Consider the following 11,338-nt stretch of genomic DNA (forward strand, 5'->3'; position numbering starts at 1 on the left):
AGTCATGAGACGGGGGCGAGGAGGGTGTCGAACGCGGGCGGCAGGTGTTTCCACGCCTCGGGGCCGGCGGCGTACTCGTCGTCGGTGAGGAGGCAGGACTCGAGGAGCCGTGCCAAGAGGTCGCGGTCGAGGCCGGGGGAGGTGAAGACAAGGTGCTGGCAGCAGTCGCCGTGCTCGGGGTGCCAGTCCAGTGCCGCAGCGGCCCGGCGGATCGGGGGCACCATGTCCCAGGCGGCGTCGGGCAGGGAGGCCAGCCACGGGCCGGCGTTCTCCACGCACAGTGCGCCGCCGGCGGCGTCCCAGGCGAGAAGGGTGTCGGGGCGGTCGGCGAGCCAGAACCGGCCGCGGCTGCGGGCGGCGCTGCAGCAGAGGTCTTCCAGTGCCTGGTAGAGGCGTTCGGGGTGGAAGGGGCGGTGGCGGTGCCAGACGAGGGTGGCGACTCCTGCTTCGTCTGCTTCTTGGGGCAGCAGGGCGCAGGCCGGGTGCTGGGCGGCGGCTGCCGTTTCCACGTCGAAGCCGGCGAAGGCCAGTTGGGCGAGTTCGCCTGATCCGGCGGGGACCCGGCGGGCGGTCGGGTGGAGTTGGGCGAGGAGGGCGCGGTCCTCGTCGTCGGCGTCTTCGCTGCTGACGAGTGCGAGCACGGGCGCGTACTCCAGCTGACGGGCCCAGGTGTCGCCGACGGTGCGCTGGTCGGTGTCGGCAGCGGCGAGGCCGACTTCGGCCAGGTCGTCGCCGTTGGCGAGGTAGGGCAGTACGAGCGCGGGGTCGACGGCGGTCATCACATTGGTGAGTTCGAGGGCCTCGCCGCCGTGCGCGACGACGACCTCCGCCATCGCCTTTGGTTCGACAGAGTCCCACAGTTCGACGATCGCGAGCCGGGTCATGCCCTCGGCGGCCAGGCGCTCCAGCTCGGGGACCAGGTCTTCGCGCAGCGCGCAGCAGGCGCAGTCGTTGACGAGCGGTGCATTGCTGTGCGACAGCACGCCCGTCGAGTCGCGCACCAGGCGGCGCAGGGTGCCTTCGGCCGCTGTGGCCAGATCGTGGTGGAGGGCGACACTGCCGGGGACGGTCCGCAGGAGGCGTTCCACGACTTGTTTGCGGGCGTCGGAGTGCAGCCCGCCGACGATCACGACAGGCAGTCGGGGTTTGCCCTGCATCAGTTCGCCTCGCGACGGCCGTAGCGGCGCTCGAATCGCTCGACGCGGCCGGCGGTGTCCAGGACGCGGGCGGTACCGGTGTAGAAGGGGTGGCTCACGTTCGAGATCTCGACGTCGACGACGGGGTAGGTGTTGCCGTCCTCCCACTCGATCGTCTTGTCGCTGGTCATGGTGGAGCGGGTGAGGAAGGCGGAGCCTGCGGCCTTGTCGCGGAAGACGACAGGGCCGTAGGCGGGGTGGATTCCGGGCTTCATGACGATGTCCTTCAGACAGGGGTGATGGGGTCAGCGTTCTTCGCGGAAGTCGACGTGCCTGCGGGCGATCGGGTCGAACTTGCGCAGGACCATGCGGTCGGGATCGTTCCGTCGGTTCTTGCGGGTGACGTAGGTGTAGCCGGTCCCTGCGGTGGAGCGGAGCTTGATGATCGGGCGTACTTCGTTGCGAGCCATGGGCGCTAGTATATGACAATGGTTTCCATTACCAAAAAGAGCTTCGTCTGAAGAGAGGCAGGTAACACCTTGTCCGCCCACTGCCAACTGACCGGCGCCCAGCCGGGCTTCGGCAACAACATCTCCCACTCGCACCGGCGTACATCCCGGCGCTTCGACCCCAACATCCAGCGCAAGCGGTACTGGCTGCCGAGCGAGGGCAGGCATGTACGCCTGACACTCAGCACCAAGGCGATCAAGACGATCGACAGCATCGGGATCGAGGCGGCCGTGACCCGCATCCGCGCCCGGGGAGTGAAGGTCTGATGGCCAAGCAGAGCAAGATCGCGAAGAACGAGAAGCGCAAGGCAATCGTCGAGCGGTACGCCGCCCGCCGGGCCGAGCTGAAGGAGATCATCCGCCGCCCGGGCACCCCAGAGACGGAGCGGGCTGCCGCTCTGGCGGAGCTTCGGCGGCAGCCACGCGACGCCAGCGCGACCCGGGTACGCAACCGGGACAGCGTGGACGGCCGGCCCCGGGGACACCTGCGGCGGTTTGGGCTGTCCCGCGTCCGTATGCGGGAGCAGGCCCACGCCGGATTCCTTCCCGGAGTCACCAAGTCGTCCTGGTGATCGTCCCCGCCCTCGCGGTGGATGAACTGCCGGCCGTGACTCTTCGGAGTCACGGCCGGCGTCTGCTGGAGGCAACCACGGGGGAACGGCTCGAAGCGCTCGTAGTCCTCGACGATCTTCGGATGGTCACGTGTCGCGGTGCAGGAGCCCAGGGCCGGTGGGGCGAAGAGCAGCAGGGCGAGCACGGGCGGCAGCAGAAGCCAGGCGACGCGAGGGCCATGGGTGTCCGACCGCCCCAGCCGCAGCCAGCCCATCGCCGCCGAGGTGGCGAGCGAGGCGACGAGCCGCGCGGCGACCATCTCCGGCCTGCCCGGAAAGGCGACAGCCGTCGCGGCGAGCACGATCGGATTGACGGCCGGTGCGGACAGAAGGAACGCGAAGGCGGCCGCCGGAGTCACACCGCGCCGGATCAGACCCCCCGCCACGGGCACCGACGCGCACACTCACAGCCCGGCAGCACGATCCCGGCCGCGCTCGAGACCGGCACCGCGAGCGCGGGGTTACGCGGGAGCGCCTCGCTGAACACGCGCGCCGGTACGAAGGCGTTGAGCGTCATCGTCCATGCCCTCGTAGGCCGGCGAGGGTACCGGGTTGGGCAGTGCCGTGGCTGCGACCACCGCCCAACCCGGAAGCTTCACATCTGCGGTACGAGTTCGGGGTACGTGTGCTCGCAGGCGTCGTCGATGCCGTAGGTGTCCCACGCGGGAAACGGGTCGACGGCCGGGAGGCTTTCGCCCTCCTTCATGAGGCAGCCGGCCAACGCAGCCTGAAGCGCTGCGGTGCGCAGGCCCGTGCCGATGAAGACCAGCTCCTGGCCCTGTGAGCTGTCCGCGTCCCGGGCACCGGAGGGTTCGAAGCGGGCTACGGCACCGGCCTGTGACCACAGACCGGTCACGTTGGGCCGGCTCGCCAGCCAGAAGAACCCCTTGGAGCGCAGGATCTGCCCGAAGGTTCCACTGTCGAGCCTCTCGGTGACGAACGTCCACAGGCGGCCCGGATGGAACGGCGCCTCGGAGCGGAAGACCGTGCTGGAGATGCCGTACTCCTCGGTCTCCGGGACGTGGTCGCCGTTGAGTTCCATGACCCAGCCCGGGGCCTGCTGCGCGCGCTCCAGGTCGAACAGCCCGGTCCCGAGCAGATCGCCGAGGTCCACGCGCCCGCGGGTGGCGGACACGATCCGGGCCACCGGGTTGAGGCGGGTCAGGGCTGCTCGCAGCCGGTCGGCGCTCTCCATATCGACGAGGTCGAGCTTGTTGAGCACGATGACGTCGGCGAACTCGATCTGGTCCATCAGCAGGTCGCTGACGGTGCGTTCGTCGTCGTCGTATTGGTCGAGTCCCCGCTCGGCCAGCCCGTCCCCACCTGCCAGCTCCGGCAGGAAGTTGGCGGCGTCGACGACCGTGACCATGGTGTCCAGCCGGGCCAGATCGCCGAGCGTTGCGCCGTCGTCGCGGGGGAAGGCGAAGGTGGCGGCAACCGGCATGGGCTCGGAGATGCCACTGGACTCGATGAGCAGGTAGTCGAAGCGGTCCTCGCGAGCGAGGCGGTCAACCTCCTCAAGCAGGTCGTCGCGCAGGGTGCAGCAGATGCACCCGTTGGTCATCTCGACCAGGCGTTCCTCGGTCCGCGACAGGGCGGCCTCACCGCCGCGCACCAGTGCGGCGTCGACGTTGATCTCGCTCATGTCATTGACGATGACCGCAACGCGCATGCCCTCACGGTTACTCAGAACATGGTTGAGCAAAGTGGTCTTGCCCGCTCCGAGGAAGCCTGACAGGACGGTGACGGGCAGTTGTTCGGCCATGCCCGTCAGCCTTCGGGGCGCAGCAGACCGCGCTCGTACGCCTTGGCCAGCCGCTGCGGCACCAGATAGGCGACGCCATCGACCGTAATCGGCACGAGCTGCGGCGTGATCGCCTTCCACTGAGCGCGGCGGTGACGGGTGTTACTGCGGGACATCTTCCGCTTGGGTACAGCCATGGTTCAGGTCCTCTCTGGGCAGCGCGACGCAGACGGTACATGAAAATGGATTCCATTTCCAATGCAGGCTGTGCGTCATCGCGGAGCATCGGGATCTCGAAGAGCACCGCGCCGACACCGGGACCGCGCTCATCGGTCGTCCGCGCGTCGAAACCGCGAAGCGCTCCACAAGAGAGGGGCCGTGGACGACGCACACTCTGCGCAGTCCACGGCCCCTCGATGACGGGCGGCTTCAGCCCTTGACGCAGATGACCTGCTTCAGCTTGGCGACCACCTGCACAAGGTCCTTCTGCTGGTCGATCACCTGGCTGATCGGCTTGTACGCGGCCGGGATCTCGTCCACGACACCGGAGTCCTTACGGCACTCCACACCCCGCGTCTGGTCCTCCAGGTCCTTCGTCGAGAAGCGTCGCTTCGCAGCGTTCCGGCTCATCCTCCGGCCGGCACCGTGCGATGCCGAGTTGAACGACTTGGGGTTGCCCAGGCCACGGACGATGTACGACTCCGTACCCATGGAACCGGGGATGATCCCCCACTCCCCCGAGCCCGCACTGATGGCTCCCTTCCGAGTGACCAGCAGATCCATCCCCTCGTACCGCTCCTCGCTGACATAGTTGTGGTGGCAGCTGATCACGCCAGGGCGGTACTCGACGGTCCTCATCTGGCCTTCGGCATCCTCCTGCTGGCAGGAGATGACGGGATCGAAGGTGACCTTCGCCTTCCGGAACTCCCTGCGGACGACCTCCTGGAAGAGCCCCATCATGACCGCGCGGTTGTACTTCGCGTACTCCTGCGCCCAAAACAGGTCGTTCCGGTACGCCGCCATCTGCGGGGTCTCCGAGACGAACACGGCGAGGTCACGGTCGACCAGACCCTGGTTGTGCGGCAGCTTCTGTGCCTCGCCGATGTGGTACTCGGCGAGCTCCTTGCCGATGTTCCGCGAGCCGGAGTGCAGCATCAGCCAGACGGAGCCCGACTCGTCGAGACAGAACTCGATGAAGTGGTTTCCGCTGCCGAGCGAACCCATCTGCTTCGTCGCCCGCTCCCGACGGAACTTGACCGCGTCGGCCACCCCGTCGAAGCGGTCCCAGAGGTCGTCCCAGCCGCCCGTGGGGAGACCGAACACCCGTCCCGGGTCGACCATCTCGGCATGCATACCGCGGCCCACCGGAATCGCCTGCTCGATCTTGGAGCGCAGCCGGGAGAGGTCGCCGGGCAGGTCGTTCGCCGTCAGGGAGGTCTTCACCGCCGACATGCCGCAGCCGATGTCGACGCCGACCGCCGCCGGGCAGACCGCCCCGTGCATCGCGATCACCGAGCCGACCGTCGCCCCCTTGCCGAAGTGGACGTCCGGCATCACGGCGAGGCCCTTGATCCACGGAAGCGTGGCCACGTTCTGCAGCTGCTGCATCGCGACGCCCTCGACCGCAGCAGGGTCCGCCCACATCCGGATCGGGATCTTCGCGCCCGGCACCTCTACATACGACATAACTCCTCAATTCCCCCGAAATGGCTCGCAACGCAAATGCCCGACCAATAACCGCGAATGGTTCGGCGGACCGGCATCCGGGGCAGCGCGTGCGATAGACATTGTGTCCGTCGGCCCGCAGCGGGCGACAACCGTTTTTCCTCCGGCGTGGAGACGTCAGGGGGACCTGGAGACGTGGAGAAGGGAGCCTGAGTCGTGCAACGCAAGGCGTTCATGCCCGGCGCGGCGGCGCTCCTCGCCGCAGCGGCGTTCGTCACCGGGGCCACCGGCTGCTCCGCCGGCGGTGCCCCCGAGGCGGAGGCCACCGACGCCAAGGCCGGCAGCACCACTGCCTCCCCCGCGCCTCCCGGCAGGTATCGCACACTGCTGGAGCCCTGCGGGTCCGTCGAGCGCGGCACGCTGAAGGATCTTCTGCCGGGTGTCGTGGCCCTGCCCGAGGACCAGCAGCAGGAGGTGCTGCGCGGCGCGGCGTCTGCCACGTACGACACCGACCGCCGTGCCGCGTGCAGCTGGAAGGGCCAGGCCCCCGACGCCTCGCACCAGCTGCGTGTCGACTTCGAGCGCGTGGTGTCCTACGACCCCGCGGTCAGTGACGAGAACAGTGCGCAGGAGGTTTTCGCGAAGAAGCAGTCCGCGGCCTCCGTGCCGATCGCGGCCGATCCCGATACGGATGCCGCGACCGACGGGCCCACGGGTTCGCCTTCGTCCACCGCGTCCCCGGCGCCGGGTTCGTCGCCCGCCAAGGACGGCGAGTCCGGACCCGCGAGCCCCGGCGCTCCCTCGGGCACCCCGGCGGACGAAGAGGGCTCCCCCGGCGGCACGCCGTCCACGAGCGCGTCCACCGACGGCCTGGAGCCCCGCGTGCTCGAGGGCCTCGGCGACGCCGCCTTCATCGACGACGTGCTCGCCCGCGCCGGATCCACGGCGCAGCGCCGCACCGTGAGCGTGGTGTTCCGCACATCGAACGTGATCGTCACGATCGACTATGCCGAGCAGCCGGCCTTTGTCACAGAGGTCCCGGACAGCAAGGAACTGCAGGAAAAGGCGCAGAGTCTGGCCCGGAAGCTGGCGGAGCTCCTCGACGAGTGAGCGGCTGCGGGAGCCCGCTCCGGCTTCCGCATCCGGGCCCGCCGCCGACGCGCCTACGCGTACGGTGGCCTGGCCGACCGTGGCCGACGTACGGACAGACCGACGACCGACTGAAGGAACCATGCACCGTTCAGCCCCGCGACTCACTCGCATACTCGCCTGCGCAGCCGTCCCGGTGATGCTCGTCGTCGCCGGCTGCTCCTCGGACTCCGACAGCTCGTCCAAGGGCTCGGACTCCTCGTCCGCCCCCGAGGCGAAGAAGTCGCAGGCGGTGGCGCCCGCGAAGTTCACGAAGCTGCCGGACCCGTGCGAAACGATCGCCCGCAAGACGATCGAGGATCTGGTCCCCGGCGCGAAGTCGAAGGGCGGTTCGGCAGGCAAGACGTCGGACGCCGACAACCGCGGCAGCTGCTCCTGGAACGGCCTGGACGACAACGGTGTGAAGGGCTCGCAGTACCGCTGGCTCGACGTCTCCCTCCTGCGGTACGACTCCGACACCTCCCTCGCCGTCAGCGGTGAGCAGCGCGCGAAGGACAACTTCGCGAAGGAGGTCGCCAAGGCACAGGACACCGAGGGCGCGAAGAACGTGAAGAGCGCGCCGGCCCCCGGCATCGGTGACGAGGCGACCGCGGTCAACTACACGCTGAAGAAGACCGGTGAGGACTTCACCTACGCCACGATCGTGGCGCGGACGGAGAACGGTCTGATCACGCTCACCTACAACGGCACCGGCTACGCGGGCGCGAAGAACCCGTCGTCCGCGGACATGACGAAGGACGCGCTGAAGGCCGCCAAGGAGGCTGTGGCCTCAGTCGCCACCGCCAACAAGTAGTCCGCGGGAAGACCGCCGCCCCCTCGCGGTTGCGGCCCGATGCCGCTCTTTCCTCCGCTGCCCGCCCTACGGGCCGCGGAGGGCGGAGGGACGGCGTCCGGTGGCATGTGCCAGGCTGTGCCCCGCAGAAAGCTGAAGGGGAGGGGAACGCGGTGGCCGCAATGCAGCTGACGCGCACGCACCGGGTGCTCATCGGTGTCGTCGTCGCGGGAGCGTTGATCATTGCCGCGATCGGTTTCGCGGGATCGTACGCCGCGGTGCGCGAGCTCGCGGAGCAGAAGGGCTTCGGCAACTTCTCGATCGTCTTCCCCATCGGCATCGACGCGGGCATCTGTGTGCTGCTCGCGCTGGATCTGCTGCTGACCTGGATGCGGATACCGTTCCCGCTACTGCGGCAGACGGCGTGGCTGCTGACGGCCGCCACGATCGCGTTCAACGGTGCGGCCGCCTGGCCCGACCCGCTCGGCGTCGGGATGCACGCCGTGATCCCGGTGCTGTTCGTCGTCTCCGTCGAGGCCGCACGCCATGCGGTGGGCCGGATCGCCGACATCACGGCCGACAAGCACATGGAGGGCGTGCGCCTCACCCGCTGGCTGCTGTCGCCCATACCGACGTTCAAGCTGTGGCGGCGGATGAAGCTGTGGGAACTGCGCAGCTACGAGCAGGTCATCAAGCTGGAGCAGGACCGGCTGATCTACCAGGCCCGTCTGCAGGCACGTTTCGGCCGGGCCTGGCGCCGCAAGGCACCCATCGAGGCGTTGATGCCGTTGCGGCTGGCGAAGTACGGGGTGCCTCTGGCGGACACGGCCCCGGCCGGACTGGCGGCCGCGGGTATCGATCCCGTGCTGCTGCCGCCCGCGCCGGTGGAGGCGCAGGACCGTCCCGAGCTGACCGCGCCGCGGGGGGCCATCCCTGCCGAGCCCGCGCGACTGTCCGCCGACCGCGGAGGTGATCGGGCCCGGGAGGATCTGCGCCCCGAGCCGCAGGCCCCGGACGAGTACGCCGACGCCCGCTCCGGCCCTTACGAGAGCCCCTGGTTCGCGGCGTCGCAGGCCGCGCAGGACGCGTATCAGGGCACGTACGACCCGACGTATGCCGACGGATTCGAGCCCGTCCAGGTGCCGGTCCCGGCCGGCCCCGGCGGCCGTACACGGCCTCTGGGCACCGGTCCCGTTCCCGAGGCGTTCGACGGGCAGCTCACCGGCGAGATCCCGGCGCAGGAACGCTACGAGCAGGAGCCGTACGAGGCCCCGGAGCCCGTCCCCGACTTCACCGCGGAGGACAAGGAGTTCGCCGAGCTGGCCTACCCGGTCTTCATCGCGTACGTCGAGGAGAACCACAACTGGCCGAGCGCCGACCAGCTCGACATACACCTCGCCGACGGTCACGGGATCCGGCATCCGCGCAGTGCCGTGCTGCTGCGCCGACTGCTGCCGGACTTCAAGAACCGCTACCAGGCCGACCTGGAAGCCGAGCACATCGCCTGACCCGGGCCGGCCGAGCGCAGGGCCTGACGAGCGCAGCGCCTGGTCCGCATGGCCGGCCGAGCGCAGCGCCCGTCGGGGCCGCGCCCGTCAGGCCCATTTCTTCGCCGTCTCCGCCCACACCGCGCACGCCAGGCCCGCCGCGGCGATGACCGCGTACGCGGCCGTGGGGATCTCCCACCACTTGTGGATCAGGCCCCACGGTCCGTCTCCGAAGGTCCGGCCAGCGCACCCTGGATGCCGGTCACCCAGCCGATGATTGCCACGATTTCCCTCATGGCTCCACGCTCTCCTGGCCCGCTGCCCAATTCGTCGTGCGCACGGCCGACCTGCGAGTAGGCCGAAGGTTGCAGTGACGCCGAAGGGCTCTCGACCCATCGGGGTCGAGAGCCCTTCGGCACACGCTGTTCGGACCGCTCCGGGCGGCTATGCCGCCAGCAGCTTGCGCACCCGGTCGGCGCCCACCGCCAGCAGCAGCGTGGGCAGTCGCGGCCCCGTCTCGCGGCTGACCAGGAGGCGGTACAGCAGGGCGAAGAACGCGCGCTGGGCGACCTTCAGTTCGGGGGTCGGCTTGGCGTCCGGCTCCAGGCCGGCCATCAGCTTCGGCACGCCGTAGACGAGGGTCGTCAGGCCGTCCAGCGACCAGTGGGTTTCCAGACCGTCCAGCAGCAGCCGCAGCGATTCGCGGCCCTCGTCGTCCAGCGAGCCGAGCAGCTCGGTGTCGGGCTCGGTGCGCACGACGGTCCTGGCCTCGGCCGGGACCTGGGTGGAGATCCAGCTCTCGGCGCGGTCCAGACGCGGCCGGACCTCGTCCAGGTCCGTGACCGGGTTGGCCGGGTCCAGTTCGCTGAGGATGCGCAGCGTCTGGTCCGCATGGCCGGCCGTGATGTCCGCGACCGACGCGAGCGTGCGGTACGGCAGCGGCCGCGGTGTGCGCGGCAGTTCACCGGCGGCGGTGCGGGCGGCACGGGCGTACGCGGCCGCGTCCGCGGGCAGGACGGAGTCCTCGGCGACCTTGGCCTCGAGCTTGTCCCACTCGTCGTACAGCCGCTGGATCTCCTGGTCGAAGGCGATCTTGAAGGACTGGTTGGGGCGACGGCGGGCGTACAGCCAGCGCAGCAGCTGCGGCTCCATGATCTTCAGGGCGTCGGCCGGGGTGGGTACGCCACCGCGCGACGAGGACATCTTCGCCATACCGGAGATGCCGACGAACGCGTACATCGGGCCGATCGGCTGCTCGCCGTCGAAGATCCCGACGATCTGCCCGCCGACCTGGAACGACGATCCGGGCGAGGAGTGGTCGACGCCGGAGGGCTCGAAGATCACGCCCTCGTACGCCCAGCGCATCGGCCAGTCGACCTTCCAGACGAGCTTGCCGCGGTTGAACTCGCTCAGCCGGACCGTCTCCGAGAACCCGCAGGCGGTGCACGTGTAGGTGAGCTCGGTGCTCTCGTCGTCGTACGCCGTGACGGTGGTCAGGTCCTTGTCGCACGAGCCGCAGTACGGCTTGTACGGGAAGTACCCGGCGGAGCCGGTGCCGTCGTCCTCGGCGGCAGCGCCGGAGCCCTCGGCGGCCTCCAGCTCGGCCTCGTCGAGCGGCTTCTGGGACTTCTTGGCCGGGGCCTTCTTCGTCCGGTACTGCGCGAGGATCGCGTCGATGTCGCCACGGTGCTTCATCGCGTGCAGCACCTGGTCGCGGTAGGCACCGGAGGTGTACTGCTCCGTCTGGCTGATGCCGTCGTACTCGACGCCGAGCTCGGCGAGCGACGCGGTCATCGCGGCCTTGAAGTGCTCGGCCCAGTTCGCGAACTCCGAGCCGGCAGGGGCGGGCACCGAGGTGAGCGGGCGGCCGATGTACTCGGCCCAGGAATCGTCGACACCGTCGACGCCGTTCGGCACCTTGCGGTAGCGGTCGTAGTCGTCCCAGGAGATCAGGTGGCGCACCTGGTGACCGCGCCGCCGGATCTCGTCGGCGACGAGGTGCGGGGTCATGACCTCGCGGAGATTGCCCAGGTGGATGGGGCCCGAGGGGGAGAGTCCGGAGGCGACGACGACCGGTTTGCCAGGCGCACGTCGCTCCGACTCGGCGATGACCTCGTCCGCGAAACGGGAGACCCAGTCGGTCTCGGTGCTGCTCTGAGCCACGGTCGGCACGTCCTTCTTTCTCGAACTTCTTTCTCGGAACGGCGTGAGCCATTCTCCCAGACGGAGGGGATCATCCCCCCGCTTGTCCACAGGGCGCCCATT

Annotated in this window: 12 protein-coding genes and 1 pseudogene; 5 read left to right on the forward strand and 8 right to left on the reverse strand. The window is 69.3% G+C overall.

Annotated features, from left to right (window positions below; all coding sequences use genetic code 11):
- Positions 1–2 precede the first annotated feature (2 nt).
- From AC067Z_RS12190 to rpmG, 3 genes are read right to left on the reverse strand one after another with little or no spacing between them, the layout of a single operon-like run.
- Positions 3–1,157 carry a GTP-binding protein gene (locus tag AC067Z_RS12190; RefSeq protein WP_478789382.1) on the reverse strand — a complete coding sequence of 385 codons (1,155 nt, stop codon included), beginning with the start codon at positions 1,155–1,157 and terminating at the stop codon, positions 3–5.
- Positions 1,157–1,411, reverse strand: coding sequence for a type B 50S ribosomal protein L31 (locus AC067Z_RS12195; protein WP_478789383.1), 255 nt, complete (start codon positions 1,409–1,411; stop codon positions 1,157–1,159). Before AC067Z_RS12195 ends, AC067Z_RS12190 begins: the two co-directional genes overlap by 1 nt.
- A 30-nt stretch (positions 1,412–1,441) precedes the next feature.
- On the reverse strand, positions 1,442–1,606 hold the full coding sequence (rpmG, locus tag AC067Z_RS12200) for a 50S ribosomal protein L33 (protein ID WP_266992509.1): 165 nt from the start codon (positions 1,604–1,606) through the stop codon (positions 1,442–1,444).
- Positions 1,607–1,675: 69 nt separating this feature from the next.
- Between rpmG and rpmB the strand changes: the two genes are divergently transcribed.
- Positions 1,676–1,912 carry a 50S ribosomal protein L28 gene (rpmB, locus tag AC067Z_RS12205; RefSeq protein WP_478789384.1) on the forward strand — a complete coding sequence of 79 codons (237 nt, stop codon included), beginning with the start codon at positions 1,676–1,678 and terminating at the stop codon, positions 1,910–1,912.
- Complete coding sequence (gene rpsN / locus AC067Z_RS12210) at positions 1,912–2,217, forward strand: 30S ribosomal protein S14 (protein WP_478789385.1); 306 nt, start codon at positions 1,912–1,914, stop codon at positions 2,215–2,217. Before rpmB ends, rpsN begins: the two co-directional genes overlap by 1 nt.
- A gap of 224 nt (positions 2,218–2,441) precedes the next feature.
- Here rpsN and AC067Z_RS12215 read toward each other — a convergent pair.
- From AC067Z_RS12215 to AC067Z_RS12230, 4 genes and pseudogenes are all read right to left on the reverse strand, one after another.
- Positions 2,442–2,767: pseudogene (locus tag AC067Z_RS12215) on the reverse strand (permease); the annotation flags it as partial.
- Between the two features lie 84 nt (positions 2,768–2,851).
- A complete protein-coding gene (locus AC067Z_RS12220) occupies positions 2,852–4,021 on the reverse strand; it encodes a GTP-binding protein (protein ID WP_478789386.1) in 1,170 nt (389 codons plus the stop codon).
- A 5-nt stretch (positions 4,022–4,026) separates the two neighbouring features.
- A complete protein-coding gene (rpmF, locus tag AC067Z_RS12225; RefSeq protein ID WP_266389065.1) occupies positions 4,027–4,197 on the reverse strand; it encodes a 50S ribosomal protein L32 in 171 nt (56 codons plus the stop codon).
- A gap of 232 nt (positions 4,198–4,429) precedes the next feature.
- Entirely contained in the window at positions 4,430–5,686 is a 1,257-nt protein-coding gene (locus AC067Z_RS12230) for an RtcB family protein (protein WP_478789387.1), read from the reverse strand.
- Positions 5,687–5,881: 195 nt separating this feature from the next.
- Here AC067Z_RS12230 and AC067Z_RS12235 point away from each other — a divergent pair, with 195 nt between their 5' ends.
- The 3 genes from AC067Z_RS12235 to AC067Z_RS12245 all read left to right on the forward strand — a co-directional run bounded on the left by AC067Z_RS12235 (position 5,882) and on the right by AC067Z_RS12245 (position 9,094).
- Positions 5,882–6,775, forward strand: coding sequence for a DUF3558 domain-containing protein (locus AC067Z_RS12235; RefSeq protein ID WP_478789388.1), 894 nt, complete (start codon positions 5,882–5,884; stop codon positions 6,773–6,775).
- A 121-nt stretch (positions 6,776–6,896) separates the two neighbouring features.
- Positions 6,897–7,607: a DUF3558 domain-containing protein gene (locus tag AC067Z_RS12240; protein ID WP_478789389.1), complete on the forward strand. Its 711-nt coding sequence runs from the start codon at positions 6,897–6,899 to the stop codon at positions 7,605–7,607.
- Between the two features lie 152 nt (positions 7,608–7,759).
- Positions 7,760–9,094 (forward strand): DUF2637 domain-containing protein, encoded by a 1,335-nt coding sequence (locus AC067Z_RS12245; RefSeq protein WP_478789390.1) that lies wholly within the window; start codon positions 7,760–7,762, stop codon positions 9,092–9,094.
- 423 nt (positions 9,095–9,517) lie between these two features.
- On the opposite strand, the gene lysS is transcribed toward AC067Z_RS12245, so the two are convergent.
- A complete protein-coding gene (lysS, locus tag AC067Z_RS12250; RefSeq protein ID WP_478789391.1) occupies positions 9,518–11,245 on the reverse strand; it encodes a lysine--tRNA ligase in 1,728 nt (575 codons plus the stop codon).
- Between the last annotated feature and the right edge of the window lie 93 nt (positions 11,246–11,338).

This window comes from Streptomyces sp. NPDC043812 (assembly GCF_056436245.1).

Excerpts from the sequence above, each read along its gene's own strand:
- AC067Z_RS12190 (WP_478789382.1), bottom strand. The coding sequence starts at position 1,157 with ATGCAGGGCAAACCCCGACTGCCTGTCGTGATCGTCGGCGGGCTGCAC.
- AC067Z_RS12195 (WP_478789383.1), bottom strand. The coding sequence starts at position 1,411 with ATGAAGCCCGGAATCCACCCCGCCTACGGCCCTGTCGTCTTCCGCGAC.
- rpmG (WP_266992509.1), bottom strand. The coding sequence starts at position 1,606 with ATGGCTCGCAACGAAGTACGCCCGATCATCAAGCTCCGCTCCACCGCA.
- rpsN (WP_478789385.1), top strand. The coding sequence starts at position 1,912 with ATGGCCAAGCAGAGCAAGATCGCGAAGAACGAGAAGCGCAAGGCAATC.
- AC067Z_RS12220 (WP_478789386.1), bottom strand. The coding sequence starts at position 4,021 with ATGGCCGAACAACTGCCCGTCACCGTCCTGTCAGGCTTCCTCGGAGCG.
- rpmF (WP_266389065.1), bottom strand. The coding sequence starts at position 4,197 with ATGGCTGTACCCAAGCGGAAGATGTCCCGCAGTAACACCCGTCACCGC.
- AC067Z_RS12230 (WP_478789387.1), bottom strand. The coding sequence starts at position 5,686 with ATGTCGTATGTAGAGGTGCCGGGCGCGAAGATCCCGATCCGGATGTGG.
- AC067Z_RS12240 (WP_478789389.1), top strand. The coding sequence starts at position 6,897 with ATGCACCGTTCAGCCCCGCGACTCACTCGCATACTCGCCTGCGCAGCC.